The sequence below is a fragment of the Sphingomonas suaedae genome (assembly GCF_007833215.1).
In the GTDB taxonomy this organism is placed as follows: Bacteria; Pseudomonadota; Alphaproteobacteria; order Sphingomonadales; family Sphingomonadaceae; genus Sphingomonas; species Sphingomonas suaedae.
Genome location: NZ_CP042239.1, coordinates 2,945,752 through 2,964,104, shown reverse-complemented (window position 1 = coordinate 2,964,104; position 18,353 = coordinate 2,945,752). Strand labels below are relative to the sequence as shown.

Annotated in this window: 17 protein-coding genes; 6 read left to right on the top strand and 11 right to left on the bottom strand. The window is 62.4% G+C overall.

Annotated features, from left to right (window positions below; all coding sequences use genetic code 11):
• Window positions 1-422 precede the first annotated feature (422 nt).
• Window positions 423-1,634 carry a DUF2235 domain-containing protein gene (locus FPZ54_RS13955; RefSeq protein ID WP_145848149.1) on the top strand — a complete coding sequence of 404 codons (1,212 nt, stop codon included), beginning with the start codon at window positions 423-425 and terminating at the stop codon, window positions 1,632-1,634.
• Window positions 1,635-1,649: 15 nt separating this feature from the next.
• Here the strand turns inward: FPZ54_RS13955 and FPZ54_RS13950 are convergent, their stop codons facing one another.
• The 3 genes from FPZ54_RS13950 to FPZ54_RS13940 all read right to left on the bottom strand — a co-directional run bounded on the left by FPZ54_RS13950 (window position 1,650) and on the right by FPZ54_RS13940 (window position 4,425).
• Complete coding sequence (locus tag FPZ54_RS13950; protein ID WP_145848148.1) at window positions 1,650-2,456, bottom strand: HNH endonuclease family protein; 807 nt, start codon at window positions 2,454-2,456, stop codon at window positions 1,650-1,652.
• A gap of 42 nt (window positions 2,457-2,498) precedes the next feature.
• Complete coding sequence (locus FPZ54_RS13945; RefSeq protein ID WP_145848147.1) at window positions 2,499-3,815, bottom strand: AAA family ATPase; 1,317 nt, start codon at window positions 3,813-3,815, stop codon at window positions 2,499-2,501.
• A 184-nt stretch (window positions 3,816-3,999) separates the two neighbouring features.
• Complete coding sequence (locus FPZ54_RS13940) at window positions 4,000-4,425, bottom strand: hypothetical protein (RefSeq protein WP_145848146.1); 426 nt, start codon at window positions 4,423-4,425, stop codon at window positions 4,000-4,002.
• 102 nt (window positions 4,426-4,527) lie between these two features.
• On the opposite strand from FPZ54_RS13940, the gene FPZ54_RS13935 reads away from it, so the two are divergent.
• Together FPZ54_RS13935 and FPZ54_RS13930 are read left to right on the top strand one after the other, a co-directional pair.
• Entirely contained in the window at window positions 4,528-4,935 is a 408-nt protein-coding gene (locus FPZ54_RS13935; protein ID WP_145848145.1) for a hypothetical protein, read from the top strand.
• A gap of 12 nt (window positions 4,936-4,947) precedes the next feature.
• On the top strand, window positions 4,948-7,416 hold the full coding sequence (locus tag FPZ54_RS13930) for an HD domain-containing protein (protein ID WP_239019819.1): 2,469 nt from the start codon (window positions 4,948-4,950) through the stop codon (window positions 7,414-7,416).
• Between the two features lie 102 nt (window positions 7,417-7,518).
• Here the strand turns inward: FPZ54_RS13930 and FPZ54_RS13925 are convergent, their stop codons facing one another.
• The 7 genes from FPZ54_RS13925 to FPZ54_RS13895 form a co-directional block, all read right to left on the bottom strand.
• Window positions 7,519-8,439 carry a HEPN domain-containing protein gene (locus tag FPZ54_RS13925; RefSeq protein WP_145848143.1) on the bottom strand — a complete coding sequence of 307 codons (921 nt, stop codon included), beginning with the start codon at window positions 8,437-8,439 and terminating at the stop codon, window positions 7,519-7,521.
• Window positions 8,440-8,489: 50 nt separating this feature from the next.
• The gene (locus FPZ54_RS19920) at window positions 8,490-8,669 is read right to left on the bottom strand and encodes a sigma factor-like helix-turn-helix DNA-binding protein (protein WP_186456776.1); all 180 of its coding nucleotides are present in this window, start codon (window positions 8,667-8,669) and stop codon (window positions 8,490-8,492) included.
• Window positions 8,670-8,856: 187 nt separating this feature from the next.
• The gene (locus tag FPZ54_RS13915; protein WP_145848140.1) at window positions 8,857-9,780 is read right to left on the bottom strand and encodes a DUF2493 domain-containing protein; all 924 of its coding nucleotides are present in this window, start codon (window positions 9,778-9,780) and stop codon (window positions 8,857-8,859) included.
• 311 nt (window positions 9,781-10,091) lie between these two features.
• Window positions 10,092-11,117, bottom strand: a complete 1,026-nt coding sequence (locus FPZ54_RS13910; RefSeq protein WP_145849865.1) for a DUF7146 domain-containing protein — start codon at window positions 11,115-11,117, stop codon at window positions 10,092-10,094.
• Window positions 11,118-11,206: 89 nt separating this feature from the next.
• A complete protein-coding gene (locus FPZ54_RS13905; RefSeq protein WP_145848138.1) occupies window positions 11,207-13,306 on the bottom strand; it encodes a ParB/RepB/Spo0J family partition protein in 2,100 nt (699 codons plus the stop codon).
• Window positions 13,307-13,427: 121 nt separating this feature from the next.
• Window positions 13,428-14,627, bottom strand: a complete 1,200-nt coding sequence (locus FPZ54_RS13900; protein ID WP_145848136.1) for a DUF932 domain-containing protein — start codon at window positions 14,625-14,627, stop codon at window positions 13,428-13,430.
• 204 nt (window positions 14,628-14,831) lie between these two features.
• On the bottom strand, window positions 14,832-15,020 hold the full coding sequence (locus FPZ54_RS13895) for a hypothetical protein (RefSeq protein ID WP_145848134.1): 189 nt from the start codon (window positions 15,018-15,020) through the stop codon (window positions 14,832-14,834).
• Between the two features lie 186 nt (window positions 15,021-15,206).
• Between FPZ54_RS13895 and FPZ54_RS13890 the strand changes: the two genes are divergently transcribed.
• The gene (locus tag FPZ54_RS13890; protein ID WP_239019588.1) at window positions 15,207-15,824 is read left to right on the top strand and encodes a DUF6088 family protein; all 618 of its coding nucleotides are present in this window, start codon (window positions 15,207-15,209) and stop codon (window positions 15,822-15,824) included.
• Window positions 15,821-16,873, top strand: coding sequence for a nucleotidyl transferase AbiEii/AbiGii toxin family protein (locus FPZ54_RS13885; protein WP_145848129.1), 1,053 nt, complete (start codon window positions 15,821-15,823; stop codon window positions 16,871-16,873). Before FPZ54_RS13890 ends, FPZ54_RS13885 begins: the two co-directional genes overlap by 4 nt.
• Here FPZ54_RS13885 and FPZ54_RS20495 read toward each other — a convergent pair.
• Window positions 16,754-17,290, bottom strand: coding sequence for a sulfotransferase family protein (locus tag FPZ54_RS20495; protein ID WP_145848127.1), 537 nt, complete (start codon window positions 17,288-17,290; stop codon window positions 16,754-16,756). The two genes, FPZ54_RS13885 and FPZ54_RS20495, sit on opposite strands and share 120 nt — an antisense overlap.
• A gap of 74 nt (window positions 17,291-17,364) precedes the next feature.
• Between FPZ54_RS20495 and FPZ54_RS20490 the strand changes: the two genes are divergently transcribed.
• Window positions 17,365-18,324: a hypothetical protein gene (locus FPZ54_RS20490; protein WP_422396535.1), complete on the top strand. Its 960-nt coding sequence runs from the start codon at window positions 17,365-17,367 to the stop codon at window positions 18,322-18,324.
• Window positions 18,325-18,353 lie beyond the last annotated feature (29 nt).

The following is an 18,353-nucleotide window of genomic DNA, read 5'->3' as shown; positions in this document are numbered from 1 at the left end:
GACAAGGAGTCGACTTCAGTATAAGGACCGTCAGTCCGAGATCGCCGCCGGAAAACACCTGCTCGCAAACAAGACGAGCTGAAGGTGAGTTGCTATTCCGTCTGCCTCCGACTGTAGTTCTAAGCCGAAGCGGATTGCGCCGAAGCGCCCAACCAGCCAGCGCCCGTCCTGGCTCAGGCGCCTGAAGAAGCGCTTGTCACTAAACGTGCGCGTCGACGTTCCCGCACCATCTCTTTCGTCGAACTCGACATAAAGTTCATGCGTCTTAGCTCCGGGAAAGCCAACAATGGATGCGATCGATCAGATCGCCGTCGCCAGCGCATGATCGGATTTGGGCCTTTACGCATTGATTGAATCTGATCTTTCCCGCTTATTGCGTGCTGGCAGACTGGCTTCGACAAAGATTGCATGAGGAGTGGAGAATGACGAAAAGTCCACGGCCAGCAGCTTTTCGCGGGCCGCGTAATCTCGTGCTTTGCTGCGACGGCACCAGCAATGAGCCCGGGCCTGCCGCCACCAATGTCGTGCGGTTGTTCCGTGCGCTCGACAAAGACGACACTCAACTGGTTTATTATGATCCGGGAATCGGCACGACTGGCATCCTCAATTTATGGAAGCGGCGCACCGACAGGGCCAAAGCGCTTTTGGCTCAAGCAACAGGGTATGGCCTCGACGCCCACGTGACCGACGCTTATCGCTTCCTCTGCGAGCGCTATCTACCTGGCGACCGCATCAGCATCTTCGGGTTCAGCCGAGGCGCATATACAGCGCGCGTGGTAGCCGGGCTGGTCTATCTCGTTGGTTTGCTGCGCGCCGAGCAAACCAACATCGCGGAGTTTGCGCTAAAGGCCTACAAGCAGTCGGCAGATGAAGACGAACTAGCGGTAGGTTGGCGTTTTGCCCGATCGCTGGAAACTCGGCGCGTGCCAATTCATTTTCTCGGCCTATGGGATACGGTGGGGTCGATGATCGCGCCCCTCAAGGATCGCGTCGGGCTCGGACTTACTCACCTTCCGTACACCCGCACCAACCCTTCCGTCGCAATCGTACGCCACGCAATGGCAATTGACGAACGACGACGGATGTTTCGTTTGAACGGGTGGAGGGCTGGCCCTTATGCACCGGACCCATTTGCTTCGTCGACTGCGGCGCAGGATGCGCTGGAGGTCTGGTTTGCCGGTGGACATGGGGATGTTGGCGGAGGTCATCCGGAACTGGAAAGCGGCCTTGCCAAGCATTCCCTCTTATGGATGGCTGGCGAAGCGCATTCCGCAGGACTGCGCTTTGACACTGCGACTCTGAACCGCATTTGTCACGGCCAGAGACGTGCGAACGGGGAACTCGTTCACTGCCCGGCCGACGCCATGGGACCGATCCATCAGCAGCCGGCAGGTGGCTGGTGGATTCCTGAATGGATCCCGAAGCGCGCGCGAATGAAGGAATGGCCTGAACGCCGCGACTTGCTGGGCTATTATCTGCCTGCGGGAGAGCCGCGTGCGGTGCCCGATGACGCGGTCATCCATCGATCGGTGCAGGTCCGGTGCGATGCGGGCGACTACACGCCGACGAATTTGCCGCCACACGGCAAGTTGCGCGTGGTCGATACACAAGTCTTGAGCGGGAAAATGTCGTAGCAACGCCGCCCAGCCTCATGGCGAATACGGCCCGGGCAGCGCCCAGCTTTTTGCAAAAAACCGCTTCATCCCCGCAAAAGGCTGGGTTCGCCCCTGTTGGATCCGCAGCTCGTTGACGACTTGCTGGCGCGTGGAGGGATTAAGCGGCGTGAGCGTCATCGTGCGGAGCAGAGCGAAGGTGCGGTAGTCGTTGTATCGCTGCCGACGCAATTCCTCACGGTTAAGCCCAAGCACTGTCTCCACGGCGCTCAGCGCGCGATCGGCGCGATCGCCGCCGGCCGATCTCAGCCAGATTTCCTGATTGCCGTCATCCGGTTCGTATCGAAACAATGGCTCGGGGTCTTCCAGATAGGGATGGGGCAAGTCGGCACGCTCATCATCCCAAAGTGCTTTCAGATGATCATCGTCCACCGCCGTCGCATCAAGGATTAACGCTTCGAGGATGTCATCAAGATCCTGGCCGGCGGGAAGTGCGGGCGGCATCGCCGGGGCGCCGGCGAGTAGGCCGCTGATGGGAAAGCGATCTCCCTTGTAACTCTGATTGCAGATCTGGCAGCTGAACAGATAGTTGTCGAAAGCGAAGGCAAGCCACCAATAGACCGATTTGGGTCGAAAATGCTCGACATCACCATGGGCGACGATGGCGGTCGAAGCTTCACAATAGGCACATTTGCCGCCCGCGTCATCCTTGAGCCTGCCCTTGGCTGGCTTCCAGGCATTGCTCGAAAACTCCATCTTGCCGCTGAGAAGGCCCGCGTAATAGATTTCAGCAAGTTTGCCCGCTGTCACCGCGAGCTTCGGCGGCTGGAAGCTTTTCGGCACATGGGCCGCGGTTCGGCGACGCCTGAGACGGATCACGGGGGGCTAACCGTTTTCCGGATTTGAGGCTTGGGTGATTGCCTCCAAGGCTTCGCGACCTTCCACTTCCGGGAGCATTTTGTCGGCAAGCTTCTCGAGCAGACGATTGGTCCGTTGCAGATAGGGCGGCACGTCGCTCCAGTTTGAGGCGCTCTTCAGCTCGCGCTCGATCTCTCGCATCCGCGCGACCTTCTGCGTGGGTCGTCGGCTTGCAGACCCCGCCTGCAGTTGCCGAAGCTCTTCGCGCAGATCTTGCACCTGAGGGGAATCGAGCGAGCTCAGTCCGAATAGCGGACTTTGAATGAGCTCTGGCAACAGGAGGCGGTTTGGAGCGCCTTCATAGGGTTGGATCGTCGCGCCTTCGTCATTGCGCTTGAGGACGAAGAGCTCTCCTTCTCCAGCCTGGTGGACAGTGAGAGGCGAATGCGTCGTTGCGACAATCTGGACGTTGGGCAATGTTTCCTGAAGGAAGGACATCAGCCGGCGCTGCCACAAGGGGTGGAGGTGAATATCAACTTCGTCGATCAACAGGAGCCCACGAGCATTGAGCGGTTCCTTGTAATCGCCGAAAGTCTCGGTGATCTGCCACAGCAAATCACCGCACCACGCGGCCATGGCCTGATAGCCGTCCGACAGCGCATTGAGCGGCAGACTTCCATCCTGCGTTTTGAACATGAGTCGGCGTTGCTCACGGTCGATGCCTTCGAATTTCACGTCGGGCAGCAAAGTGTCGAGTGCCTTGCGAACAGCGGAAAGGCCTGAACGCCCTCGCCGATATTCGAGATCCATCGCCCATTGTTCAAGCGAGATCAGGGTGACTTCGGAGCTAAACAGCGTCGCGACCGATCTCGCCCGCGGTGATCGAAAGAGCGAGGTCGCCTCACCGAAAGAGTGCCGTGAGCCCTGTGGGCGGCGGGTCACGCCATACCCGACAACAAAATAGTTGCGGTCGGCTTTGGCCACGGCGGCATCGATTTGCTGGAGGTGAGAGCGATTGTGATCAACGAAGTCGAGCGCGCTCATGCCGCGGCGGAGGATCAACGCCGATTGGCGCATCTGGCCTTCGATATTGGCAAATTCGACCCGAATCTGCGCTTCGTCCCGGCCAAGTTTTATCCAGCTATCGGGTTCTCCCACGAGCTCGGCGGCGGCATCGCTTCCCGCCAGGGCGAGCGCCAGACAGCGCAAAATCGAACTTTTCCCGGTGCCATTTTCGCCGAGGAGGTAGGTCCATTTCCGCGCCGTCTGGTCATCACTGACAAAACTCATGTCGAGTTCGCGAATCGAGCGCAAATTGGTGACGGCGAGATGGCGAAGGAACATCGTTCAAGTCTAAACGCAGGACCTTGGAAAGGCTAGAGAGGAGGTTTGCTGGGATCGCGCATGGCCCGGCGCTAATTTGGGCATGCAGAAGCACTGCAGTGCGGCCCAACGATCGGCGTCATCAGCCTCTTTTTCGGCCAGCGCCCTCAATCATGACAAAACGCGTCAGGGCGTTGGTCGCCGGCTAAGCGTTGGATCCGAGCGACAAAGCCAGTTGTCTTGTGCCCGTGTGATGGACACTGGTGTATAGCTGTCCAATGACGGGTGCGAGCCGAACCACGGCGGCGATTTCGAACTCGGGCGGCTCGGTTATCGGTGATACGATTGCCGAGTCGAGGCTGAGCCAGAGCACAAAGTCAGGCTCACCGACAGATTGATTTTCCCGGAAGATATCTAAGAGGTCTTCATAATGAGCCGCAATGAGTGAGGCGGGTAAGCCAATTTCGTCGGTCGCGCGGCTTAAAACCGCGAGCAGGGCTACCTCCTCGAAGGTCACGATGCCTCGACGCGACGCTCGCGTCTTCAAGCCAGGAATTTCGCGGCGCCAATGGCGCAGGCGTTCCTGCGTCATCCCTGTCAGCTCGAGAATTTGGGCGTGGGTGAAGTTCATTGGCGGCCCATGGAAATGCGGTATACGGAACTCAGTTGGGGTTGAGCCCGTTTAAACTTGGTGTTAACCCCAAGTTGCGAGATATGCCAGATGGAGGGAGCTATGGCCAACCGTTACGAACGTGCTGAGCTTCTGGCGGCTATCTGGAAGCTGGGCGCCCAGGATGAGCGCATGCCCACCTCTCATGGCATTCTTGATCGGGCGCTCAGCGACGAACTGGACAATCTCCCGTCGGCGCTTACCGAAGGGCTGACCTTTTCCGTCACCGGCGTCGGTCTGCGCTGTCTGGAACTGCCGGATATCCTGCTCGCCGCCCAGGAAGCGATGCTGACGAGCGAGCCGAACCCGACCTATTTGTCCACGATCGTCACGCTCGACAATGAGGAAGCGCGCCAGACGGTGCTTTCCTACAACCTGTCGACAGCCGAGGCAGCGGAGATTGGGGGTCGATTGCGCGACGCTGTATTGCGGGCGCACGAGCCGGCCGAGGAGGTTCTGGCGGAGGCCTGATTTTTGGCAGATATGCCTATTCGAAGCGCACTACGTGACGCATCGCCTTCCCTAGCCGAACAGATCGACAGCCTTTGCGAGGAGTGGCTGGGAACCCTGCGCGCGAGTCTCGACGAGGCCCCACAACGGTTTCGACCAAAGCAGCTCAACGATCCGATCTGGGGCACCATCGAACTGCATCCCCGCGAGGTGGCGCTTCTCGATTCACGGATGCTGCAGCGCATGCGCGGGGTGCGCCAGCTCGGACTGGCACAGCTTGTCTTTCCTGGCGCGTCTCATGACCGGCTGGAGCACATCATGGGGGTGGTCGGCGCTGTCGACAGGATGGCGGATGCGTTGGAGCGCCAAGTCGCGCGTCGCAATGGCGAGTTCAAGCGAGACCAGAATGGTGAAATGATTCCCGGGGTGGATGAGGATGAGCGGGCGACGCTGCGCCTTGCCGCGATGTTCCACGACCTAGGCCATGGTCCGTTCAGCCACGCACTGGAACCCGTGCTGGAGCTGACTTCTCCCCTCGACAGCACTGCACGTGACGGTGGCGAATGGCGGCGGGAACTGCAGGGTGCGAGCGCCCTCCTGTCCAAGCGGTACAGCCTCAACAGTCGTCCGGCGACGTCGGAAGTGATCGCGGTAATGATCGTCACGTCGGAGCCGGTTACGGAGCTACTGCGTTCTGGCGCCTTTCGGCTCGGGAACCTCGACGCGATCGAGGTGCAGGAACGCATTATCGCCTGCATCATCGGAGGTGTGGCGGGGCCTGGCGTCACTCATCTCTCGACTGTTATTTCGGGGCAAGTGGATGCCGACCGGCTCGATTTCCTGCAGCGGGATGCGCATCATTCGGGTCTTGAGATAGGATTCGATACCGAACGGCTCTTGTCGAAGCTTGAGATCCTGCAGATACGGGACAGCAATCTGGAGAGCGCCGACCCCTCCATGCGGCAGCGCATTGCGAGTGCGAAGAACAACGTCATCCACCAAGTGGGGATCGCGGCATCCGGCTATGGTTCGTTCGAGCAAATGCTGATCGGGCGAACATTCCTCTATGATCGTCTTTATCATCATCACAAGGTCAGGGCCGCCGAAGCGATGGCACAGCGCATGCTGCTTGTCGCGGAACGCGACCGAGGTCGGCGATTCGATCTCGCCGAGATATTTCTGTCGGTGGGCGATGACACGTTCCTTCGACTCGTTGCCGGCGAAATCACCCATCCCAAGCTGAATCTTTCATCAGCACCGGCTTCGGCTCTTGCGAAAGGCATTCTCGAGCGAGACTTGCTGCACCGTGCCTTCGCGTTCCGCGGCCGATTTATCGCCGCGCCGCCGGGTTTGGGGGCGGAGAACGCCGACGCCAACCGGCACGCGCAGTGGAAAGAGGTGGTAAAGCGGCTCGACGGACTGCACGCGCGCTATGACCTCGGCGCCGAAATTTACGCGCTCGCGCGCGATATCACGGAGGTCTTGTCATCCGCCGATATCGACCGTGCCGAGATGGAGGTGATGGCGCAGGCTTTGGAGGAGACCGGACCGGAGCAGATCATCGTGGATCTGCCCGGGCGCAAGGCGGGGGCAATCCGGATCCTCGCGCGCTATCCCGATGGTTCGCTAAAGCTGCCGGAATTCTCCTTCAATCCTCAGAAATGGGCCGACGCCTACGATCTGCAAAAGCGGACGGGGTATGTATTCTGCGCCAGAACGGTGCTCCCTGTCGTCGCGCTTGCGAGCCGCATCGCCTTTTTGAGGCGCTTTGGCATTGTCATGGCCAAGGATGCAGACGCTTATATCAAGGCGGGGCAGACGATCGATACTGCCTGGCTGAAAGGGCTGATCGCCGCCGGCCTCATCGACGTCGATACCTCCGCGCTGCTGACTTCGGAAAGACATTCGCTCCTCCGCGTCCGAGCGGAGGATCTCGCCGTGCCTGATGCGTGGCTGGCCGAAGACCCGGATTTCGCGTCTCGAATGGCTGGCCAACTGAACCGTCATCTTAAAGGTGGCCTCATGGCCGCCGGCCGTGACGCGCTCACCAAGACGCTGGAGGCCCTCTGGCGTTTTGTCGATGGATGGTATGTCGGCCCACGCACAACATCGGAATTGGCTAGTGAGGCCGAACTGCAAAAATTGCTCACAGAACATCTGCGGGTTACTTTGCAGGTGGATGAAGGGACCGAAGTCGCCGGGGGCGAGCTCGATTTGCTCGTTGAACGGCAGGTCCTGATCGAGAACAAGTATCATGGCACGGCGGCAAATCCCGACAAGGTCGGCAAGGGGGCCGGGGCTCAAGGGCGGCGATATGGCCTGGCACTCTCGTCGCAACTGGTGGTCGTGGCGGCGGCCAGACGCATGACGGTCAAGGGACCGGTGCCGGCGAAAACGAAAGCGGTCATTGTGAAGGCAATTTCAGATGACAATGACAATCGCGTGGAGATCCGCATCGACCTACCCTTCGGTGCGAAGCTGCCGTCTCGGGAGCACGGCTAAGATCTCAAACCTTGGATCGTCGGACGGGCTCTCCGCAGCGTGTCACAACTTAACTCTTTGGCGAGGCGCGAAACGCCTTACTCCAGCGGGGGATCGAAGCCGTCAGGCGGCTACCTCTGACCGCAATTGCGCCAACCGCTCCTTGCACAACAACTCGACAACATCGCGTAGCCGCTTCACGGATGCGGCGAGCGCAGCCAGATCTTCAGTTCCAATTACGTAGCTTGGCGAATATCGCGCCTCGACGTAAGCGCGCTTTAGCAATTCGAAGCGGCGGCGATCAATTCGCGTTTCGCGGGGAAAAGCGCTTATCAGGCGAGATTCCTTGTCCTCCGCCAGAGAGCGCAAGAACTTGATGTTGTGGGATCGAGGAAAGTACAACGTCCGCACCAGCAGAAAGCAAGCATATGCGGCCTCCGTCGCCTGATGTAGGTTGAACGCTGCGTGGCGGCGATAGCGAACTGAGTCATCAGTTCGCGAACGTTGCGCTTCCGCAGTTTCAAGCCAAACTCCAATATCGCCAAGCTTCTCTTCGAAATAGCGTTCTGCCATCTCGTACGCATCTGCAGCCGTTAGCGGCTTCGGAGAGGCGAGCGCATGCTGGGGCAGCTCGTACAGCACCACCCCGTCCCGAACGATATCGACCCAGAAATACTCTCCGCGCTGGAGCGCCTTGTTCACCTCATCCAGCGTATGAACGATGATGTTGACCGGGCGCTGCACGGCGGGGTCGCGCAGAATCTTGTCCTCGGCGATATACCAGTAGGCGGCGATATCGGTCAGGTCTTCATGGCTGACGATTACCAGCAGGTCGAAATCGGACTGATAGCCGTTGTCGGGCTCATCAACCCAGTCGTCACGCGCGTAGCTGCCGAACAGGATGATCTTGAGGATCTTGCCGTTCTTCTTCCACGGCTGAGTAGAGGTGGATATGGCCTGCGCAAATTCCGCCATGAGCGTGTCGCGCACGCGAGCAAGTTCGGCCTGCTGGGTATCCGGGAGGTGATCGAGATCAACGCGCATGATCGAAGCCTAGCTGTGCTGGAGAGTTTCCTCAATGTTCCTGCCAGTCGCTATTTCCAGCCGACAAGATGCCGCATCGCGCTCGACAAGCGGCGCTGAACCTCGGCGACGCTGATGTCGAGTTCGGCTGCGATCTGGATGTAATCAAGGTCGCGATAGCGGGCTCGATCGAACACCGCGCGTTCGGGCTCAGGCATGGTCTGGAGCCTGTAGCGAAGTCTGCGATTCATGACACATCTCCTTGTCATCGAGGGCGAAGCCGGGCGGCAGACCCCGCGCGGGTCCGCGAAGGAGGTGGGGCGCACCCCTGGGCTGGAACGCAGTGGAGGACTGGGGCCCCCGGGCCCCATGTTGCGGCCCGCCGGCGCGGGCCCAGTACGGGGTCGCCAGGCTTTGCCCATCGTGAGAGTGGGAACATCATCGCCGCCGATGATCGATCACGGCGATGCCGGCGGTGCGCGCCTTGTCGAACAGATTGTCCTGGATGCCGCCACCCGGGAAAATGATGATGCCGCGGGGCATGATCGAAATCACACGGTCGTTGCGTTTGAACGGGGCGGATGCGCGGTTGTGCTTCACGAAGTCGGGCTTGAACGGCACCTGCGGAATCTTGCGCTTGCCCGCCCAGAGGGCAGCGATATGCTCGGCGCCTTTGCTCGACCCGCCATGGATCAGGACCATCGTGGGATGGCGACCATGGACCTTGTCGAGCACCTGCCAGATCGCCCGATGATCCATGTAATCGGTACCGCCGCTCACATAGATGCGCTCACCGGGCGGAACGAGAAGCTGAGCATCGGTCCAGCGTCGCTCGTTCACGAATTCCCGGCTCTCGATCACCGCTGCGGTCATCGCGCTGCGATTGAGCATAGACCCGCTCTTGGGCAGCCAGGGCTTGTGGAAATAGTGACGGAACTGCTCGGCGAAGGCCTCGCGGTACGCTTCCATCGCATCGCGGCGTTCGATCATCGACCGGCCTTCGGCGATCAGCGTCTCCAGCTCGACCGACTTGACCTCCGAGCCGTCCTGCTCGCGCTGCAAGCGCTTCTGCGTCAGCTCGTTGCTATCCAGCTGCCGATCGACCCTTTCGGTCGCGCGGTGGAAGACGTTGGTGAAACCCCAGAGGAGTTCCTCGAGTTCGGGCTCGAGGCGGGTGTCGGTGAGGCTCGCACCCATCGCATCGAAGGTGTCGGCGGCGGCCGCCTCGACCAGACGGCCCTCGGGTAGCGGTCTTGGATCGAGCTCGTCGTCGAACGGCCGCCGGCCGAACAGTTCCAGCTCCTCCAGCAAATGGGCGAACTGCGATCCGCCTTCGCCCGTCATGTCGTGAAAATCGTCCATCCGAAGTGCTCCAAGCTGAGGCCGCGTCCTTGCGGCCTTCCTGGCGACAAGAGGCGGTGGCGCCCGCGACCGCGCACGCCCGAGCGAAGCGGCCGGCAAAGCCGGCGGGCGCCGAAGCGCAAGCGGAGGACCCGGGAGCGCGGCTATTTTGCTTCGCGATGCAAAGCGGGCCCCAAGCCCGCGGCGGAAAATAGCTGCACGGACGGGTTGCGTGATCGCGGGCGATGCCGACCCGTCGCCCTCTGGGAAGGCGCATGGCGCGGACTCTCGTCGGCGGAGCAACGGCGGCGATGCATCGCGACCATCGCGTATCAGGGCCGGTCTTCGGGTCGCATCTGCGCGAGGAGATCGCTGCGCACCGCCTCTAGGCCAATCGTGCGCAGGTCTGTGTTGAGGTCGCCAAGCCGGGAGTCGAGCGGGCAGACGTCGATCCCGAATTGCACGGCGCGGCGCATAAGCGTGGCAAACGCCTTGTGCCCGGCGCGATCAGCCTCACGGGCAATATAGAGCCGGCGCAGCGTCGGCGGGAATATGAGGGCTGCAAGGTGCGCCGACGAGAGGGCCGCGATCGACGGCAGCGTCGGAACGGCGGCACAGAGCGAAAGTGTGGACTCGATACCTTCGCCTGCGGCCATGACCGGACCAGCGATGCCAAAGCGGACACCGTGCCCAAGCAGATGACCCATCGCGCGACGCGGATACGCAACGGGGGCTTTGTCGGAACCGTCCGAAGTCAGCCAGGTGCGATGCGCACCGGTGATATTGCCGGCGATGTCGGTCACCGCGGCAATCATCGCCGGCATGGCGGACGCAACATCGCCGCTGTCATCAATCGAGCGACGATACCAGCAGCGTGGATGGAACTGCAGGGCATCCAGTCCGGGCATCGGCGGAATGCCGCGACCGCGCAGATAGGTTTCGACCTGCGTGCCGGCGATCGACTTGCAAATCGCCAGCAGGCGCCGAGCTGCTCCAGGAGATCCTGTCGAAACGTCGCGGGTCGCCTTCATGCCGGCGGAGACCGGGGTGTCGGGCTGGCTGAGAAAGCGCCGCGCTTCGACCAGGGCTTCAGCGAGCGTTCCGGTCAGCGTCGATGCGCGGATGATGTCGAGCAGGTCGCCATGTTCGCCCGACTGCGCGTCGGTCCATTTGCCCGCCCGGCCGGTGCCGTCGGGACTATCGCGGAGGCGAACATAGAGGCTGCGGCCCGGCGTATTGCGAACATCGCCGACCTGCCAGTAATTGCCTTCGCGGCGTCCGTTGGAAAGATAGCGCCGGCATAGCCGTTCGGCTTGGTCGGCCAGTTCGCGTGCGATCGCGCTCGCAGGATGCTCCATGGCCAAATCTCGCATGCAGCGTCGGAGATCCAGGAGCTGCCGACGCGGAAAGAAAAAGGGCGAGACGCGAAGCGCCCCGCCCCAGTCGGTCATTCGGCCGCGATCGCCAGCGGCTCGTCCTCGCCGGACGCGTCCGGGCCGGAGGGCGCTTCGGTGACAGTCGCGGCCTCCGCGACGACACCGGGCAGCTCGGCCTGCGCCGGCAGCTCGGGAGTGCGGAGAGGCTCGGGCAGCCAGCTGGCATCCGCCATCAGCTGCTCGGCCTCCTGCGCCATTTCCGGCTTCTTGAGATGGTCGATCCGGCCCGCGACCTCGCTGCCCTTCGCTTCGGTCACGGCCTCGAGGATGCTCGCCTTGGTCACCTTGCCGAAAAAATTCTCGGCGGTGGGTTTCCAGCCGGCTGCGACCATGTCGAGCCCGACGGCGCGGGCGAGGACGTGGCTATGCGCGAGTCGCCGCTCGACGGTGTGCGCCGAGATGCGCCCATTATCGTATCTGGGCGCGACTTCGAACAGCGCGTTGACCGAATAGGCGGCGCAGTGTGCGAAGAGCTCGGCCTGCTCGTCGCCGTCGAGCTTTTGGAGGGCGTCCCAGAGGTCACGATCGGACTCCGGCAGCCGTTCGTTCCACCGCTCGTGCCGGGCCTCGATCGCGGTCGCGGTCGCGCTGTGTCTCATGCCCGCAGATTGAACCCCGAAGCTGACCCTGGAGAGATTGACCGTCAGGCAGCTCTCCGCGCGACCATGATAAAAGCAAGCGAGCACGAAATTGTGCAGCACCGCCGCGAACGCCACTTTGGGATTGCAGGCGAGCGCCTCCTGGAGCGCGAGCGTGCGCTCGGCAGTGAGCTCGGAGACTAGCCGGTCGGGCAAGGGCTTCAGTCCGTCGTCCTCCTCCTCACTCTGCGACGGTGCCTCATCCCCGCCCGCAGGCGCCGCCGGCTCCTCGTCTGCATCGTCGGGACGCTCGCCCTCGTTCGCGGCGGGTTCGGACTCGATCGCCAGTTTGTCCTCGGCACGTACCCAGCCAGCCTCGATTTCGAACGACCCGATTCTGTCGAACGACACGAACACACCGGCGATCGCCATTTCGGCAGGGTCGTAAGCCCAGCTGCCGCCGGCGAGCGCGCCGATGCGCTCGTCGAGCTCGGTCACCCGCGAATCGACTTCGTCCGGGATGGCATCTTCACCCGACCATTGGGCCTCGAGCGCGTCGGCCTCAGCCTGAAGCGTCGCAACCTCGGCGAGCTCGGCCTCGGTCGGCGGGGTGTGGATCGGCTCGATCTGCCGCATGACGTGATTGAAGCCATAGGGCAGGTCGATTGCGGTCTCGACCCACTTCCAGCCTTCGCCGCGGATGCGCTCGGCTGCGGCGCCGAGCTTCTCGAGCACCAGGCGATCGAGCAGGGCGGCATCCTGCAGCCATCCGCCGCGATCCTCCTCGAACAGGTCGCGCAGCACGCAGCCGCCGGCCTCGACATAGGCGTCGATGCCGACGAAGCGAACGCGGGGATCGGTGGCGGCGACGGTCGCCTCGGTCAGCCGGGAGCGAATGAACCAGGCCGACTGATTGGGGTGCTGCTGAACTAGCTCCCAGACCTGCTCCTGGCGCGTATGGTCCTCGGAGACGCTGAACGCCATGAGCTGCTCGAGCGTCATGCCGTCGCTGGCATAGACCTCGTGCAGTGCCGGCGACACCGAAGCCAGCTTTAGACGCTGGCGCACGACCGCAGGGGTCACGCGGAAGCGCGCGGCGACGGTCTCGATGTCGTCGCCCTGGTCGACCAGCAGCTTCATGCCGCGGAATTCGTCGAGCGGGTGGAGCGCTTCGCGGAACACATTCTCCGCATAGCTGTCCTCCTCCGCCGAAACCTGGCTGTCGGCGGGCTTGATCACGCAGGGCACGATCGCGTCGTTGGCCAGACGCTTGCGCTTGACGAGGATTTCGAGCGCACGGAAGCGGCGGCCGCCGGCCGGGACCTCGAACTTGCCGGTCTCCTGCCCCTCGGCGTCCAGCTCGGGCCGGACGTTGAGTCCATTCAGAAGTCCACGTCGCTCGATGTCGGCGGCGAGATCGTTTATGGTGACGCCGTTCTTGACCCGCCGGACGTTGGACTGGGACAGGACCAGCTGATTGAAGGGAATCCCCTGCGCGGGCGCAAGGACGAGCTTGGGTTGGCGCTTTGCCATGTCGGTTCTCCACATGGCGGGTGACCGGGAGACTCTCCTCCGGCCTTCATCCCGCCATGGAAACGGCGCAGCCCTCTACCTCTAGGAGGAGGGCTGCGCCGCCTGGCGAAACGGGTGTGGATCAGTGCGCGGCCGCGAGGAGTTTCGAGGCCTTCCCTTCGAGTTCGAGCCGAGCATCCTGGTGCGGCTTGTCGCGCGCCAGCGCGGTGATCCCCTGGACGAAGTCGAAGACCGAGGCGGGCGGATGCCCCTCCTCGTCGAGCACCGTTGCGATGATCCTGCCGGTCTCCACCTTGGAGAAGCCGCGCTTGCGCAGGAAGTCCTGCCGGTCCTCATCGGTCCGGGCGACGATGCGCTGCCGAGCGGCCATGATGCCGGACAGAAAGGGCTGCGGCGACGAGGTCGCAAAATTCTCCAGCGCCGGCGCCGCCTCATGCGCGAAGCGGTTAGCGGCGAACTTCGAATGCCGGATGCTGATCTCCTCGAAGCCTTCGGCGCCCCAGATGTTGCGGTTCATACAGACCGCACGAAGATAGAAGGACGCCATGCCGAGCGTCTTTGCGCCAACCTCGCTGTTCCAGCAGTAGAAGCCGCGGAAGAACAGGTCCGGGTCGCCATTGGGCAGCCGGCCGGCCTCGATTGGATGGGCGTCGTCGACGAGGAACAGGAACACGTCGCGATCGCTCGCATAAAGCGTGGTGGTGTCCTTGGTGATCTCGACATTCGGGTTGTGCATCATCGTCGACCAGTCGAGCAGCCCCGGCACCTTCCAGCGGGTGTCGCCAGTGCCGTTGCCGGCGATCTTCATGACCGCCGCGACCAGCTCATGATCCCAGATCCGGCCGTAATCGGGACCCGTCACAGCGCGCAGTTCGGTACGCCCATCCTCGGTTTCGAGCGTCTTCATCAGCTCGACGCGGTGGTTGAGCAGCCCGTGCTGCAGGTTGATGCCCGCGAGCGGCTCGGGCAGCGCGCGCAGATAACCCGAGGGCGCCCCGACCAGGCTGCAGAGCTGGCCGAACGACCAGTGGGTCGGCGCGATCGGCTCGTCACGGCCCGGCACGATCAAGGCGAGGCGTTCGGCATTGTCGCGGCTCGCCTCCACCCTGACCTCACGGGTCTCGACGGTGCGGGTCGTGGCGCGCCGTGCGCGCGCCAGCGTGGCGGCATGGAGCTCGCGCAGCGAGAGATAGCGCTCGTCGTCGGGGCGCGAGAACCATTCGGACGAGACGCGCCCGATGCGAGACCCTCGCGAGATATCGACCTTGTAGGGACCCGGACGCCGGGGCGGCGCGGATACGTGGTTGAGGACAGTCGCCATGGAAATTCTCCGCGACGGGCGCCGAGAGACTCTCTCTCAGCCCTGACCCGTCACGGCCGACCGGCCGCTCTCTTCCTCTCCGGGGGCGTTGCGGGGGCGAAGCGCCCCCGCAGAAGGGGTATGGCTAGACACGGCTGGCCATCAGGGGAAGGCTTTCCCCCTACCGGATCTGTCGCTGCAGACCCGGTTGGCTGCGGTTCAATTTCAAAGCGTGCCGGACGCCAGCGTTTCAATCCGTTCAGGCATATCTAGCAGTTTCAGCGCAGCCGCCGTGATCGCCTCTGGAATGGTGGGGTAGGATTCGGCCGAACTCATCGACACACCGGAGGGAAAGGTGACGGTCGCCTGGTAACCGTTGCCCTTGAGGGTGGCGGACAGTTTGACTTCGCTCATCGGACGCTCCCGTTGTGGCTGAACGGAGATTCGCGCAACACCTCGGCAGTTGAACCGTCTTGGGATCGACACCTTTAATACTTGTCCGAAATTTGTTGTTGTTTTTCGGACAACCGGATAACAGCTCAGTCCGAAATATGTAGGCAAGTTTCGGACATGGTCACACCAGATCTAAAGGCTCAGATCGTGCGACGCGTCGCCAAGGCAGCGCCGCGCAAGGTTTGGACGCCCGTCGATTTTCTCGATCTCGGCACGCGCGACGCGGTCGACAAAGCCCTGCAGCGCCTGGCTATAGCGGGCGACCTGCGGCGCATCGATCGTGGCCTGTACGACAAGCCGAGCATCAACAGCCTCACCCGTCAGCCAACCGCGCCCGACCCGCGCGAGGTGATCGATGCGATCGCACGGCGCGATCAGATCCGGGTGCTGGTCGACGGGATGACCGCTGCGAACGATCTCGGCCTCACCAACGCGGTGCCGTCCAAGATCGTCGTGCATACCGACGCACGGCTTCGCTCGGTCCATCTCGGCAACATGACCATCATGTTCAAGCCGGCCGCAGCAAGCAAGCTCTATTGGGCGGGCCGACCGGCCATGCGGATCGTGCAGGCGCTGCACTGGCTGCGGGACACGCTGGGCGATCCCGACAGCCGGGACGATCTGCGCGACCGGCTCGACGACATTCTGCACAGCGGCCCGAACGCGACCAGGGTCCGCAACGATTTGCGCGACGGCCTATCGACCCTGCCCACCTGGATGCACGACTTTCTGAAACCCCTGCTGACCGCGAGGCGCACCAAATGAACCCCGCCTATGACACGATCCTCTCCGCCGATGCCGAAACCCGCGCCGGTCTGTTCGCGGCCACCGCGCAGCGGATCGGCACGACGCCGCAGAATGTCGAGAAGGATTTCTGGGTGTGTTGGGCACTCGATGCGTTGTTCAATGGTCTGCCCGAAGGTCCGCGCCTGTTGTTCAAGGGCGGCACCTCACTTTCGAAGGGATTCGGCCTGATCCGCCGCTTCTCGGAAGATATCGACGTCACGGTGTTTCGCGACGATCTTGGTGAAGGCTATTCGGTCGAGGACCTGCAGGGGATGACCGGCAAGAAACGGGAAAAGGCGCTCGATGCCATTCGCGAAGCGTGCGAGGCTTTCATCAACGGCCCCCTGCTCGACAACCTCACGCGGATCGCCGTCGAGGCATCGGCCCGATGTGGCATCGCCGCCGGCCAGCTGAAAATCACGCCGGGTCCCAAGGACAGGCAGACCCTGCTTGTCCAGTATCCGACCGCGACGGAGTATGACGTCTATATCCCGAAGGCCGTGAAGATCGAATCCGGCGCCAAGTCGGCGCTCGACCCGAACTCGATCCGCTCGATCCGCCCTTATCTGGAGCAGGATGCACCAGGGCTCGATCTCGGGGTTCCGAACGTCACGGTGGTCGATGCCGAACGGACCTTCTGGGACAAGATCGTCATTCTGCACGGCTTGCGCCACTGGTATGAATCGAAGGGCGTTCTGCGCGGTGGCGGCAACCGCATCTCGCGGCATTATTATGATCTCCACGAACTGATGCAGGCGCCGCTGGGCGCGCAGGCAATCGCCGATCCCGCGCTGGGCGCAGCCTGCGTCGCGCACGCGCGCATGTTCTTCAACCGGCCGGCCTTCGACCTGGCGAGCGCGGTCCCGCCGACTTTCACGCTAATGCCCGAAGGCGAGATGTACGATGCGCTAAGGCAGGACTATGGGGCGATGTCCGGTATGATCTTCGGCGCCGCGCCCAGTTTCGAGGCGGTGACGGAAAGCATCGCCGATCTTGAGCAGCGCGTAAACGAAGGGAAGCCGAACTGAGCAGGCGCAGCCTCGAATGGCTGATTGGAGGTGATATGCGGCAGCATTAACGGCCCCGCCCCATGATCGGTGACAAATCCGCAACTCACGGCGTCCGCCTGCAGTCTTGTCGAGTGGATGACGAATGGCGTGGATTACCGGGGCATCGGGAAACAGCGCCTTGATCAACGGCAGATAACGATAATTTTCCGACATCTTGTCGACGATATAGCGCGTGCCGATGCGTCGAAACCGCAACATCTCCTGAAAGCGTTGCGCCACTTCGTCCAGCACAGCCCGCGTCGGAAACTGGAATTGCGGTCGTCCGAACCCAAGCGACGCAATTGCGGAGGGTACCAGCGATAATTCCCCCATATCCGTGCAGTCTGGATGGCCGCCCAGGACGAAGTCCAGCAGCGTCGTACCGGATCGCGGCATTCCGACGACGAAGATCGGGGTGACGTCGCCCCGTTCTCGCGCACCATCCCGGAAGCCCTCAACGCCATGAGGTCGTGCATGACGCGCTGATACCGCTGCCGCTGGGGCTCGAGATCATGTGGATGATCCACCCGCACAAGGCGATTGGCGGTTTCAGCCTGCGCAAATACCTCGTCATAGCGGCCGCTTCGATCGAACGCGGACGCCAGCGCATAGGCAACTGCGGCACGCGGTGCCTTGAGCTGGGCATCGTCTTTGATCACGGCGGACGCGGCGGTAATGATAGCCTTATCGTCGTCGGCGGTGCGGCTGATCAACAGGCTGGCAAGTACGTTCGGGTGGTTTTGCTGCTTTTCCAGCACCTCACGCAGATGCGTCGCGGCCTCTTCGGCGCGACCGTCGTCCTGATACATGCTGGCGATCCGCATCAGCGCCGCAGTCGGCCGCCCCTGCTTCAGCGCGTTGGCGACGAACTCGTAAGCCAGTTCACGGCGGCCGAGCTTTTGATACACGTTGACGATCGCCAGCAACGTCGCGACGTTCGCAGGGTCGCGCGCATATGCGCGCTCAAGCCATTCCATCTCCTTCAGGTCATGCCCGGTCTCGAACAGGAACGCCGCAAGACCACGTGCCGCGGCAACGTTGCGCTTGGCCAGGGGGTGAGTTTCGCGATAAGCTGGCGTACGTCGTCCGGCCTTCGTTGCGCGACGCGTAGCTGCATTTCCAGCAGGATCAGCCGCGCCGGGGGAAAAATTTGCGACGTCATCGCCTTCATGCGCGTCAGCAGTGCGTCGGCGTCGTCAAGACGGCGCTGCTCGATCGCCAAGGTGAGAGCCGAATGCCATTTCGAGCGACCTGATCTGCTATCGAGCACGGTGCCTCAGTCGATGCGGCGATCGCGCATGCCCCAGGGTGATCGGACTGATCGTCAGCAAGCAGCGTCGCGCCCATGCCGGTCATCCGATTACCCCGGCGCACCGACACTTACGCTGATGTCCAGAATATTGCTGTCGCCACAGCGACGAAGCGGGTGATACCCAACCGTGATAGGCTTCGGCAGAAC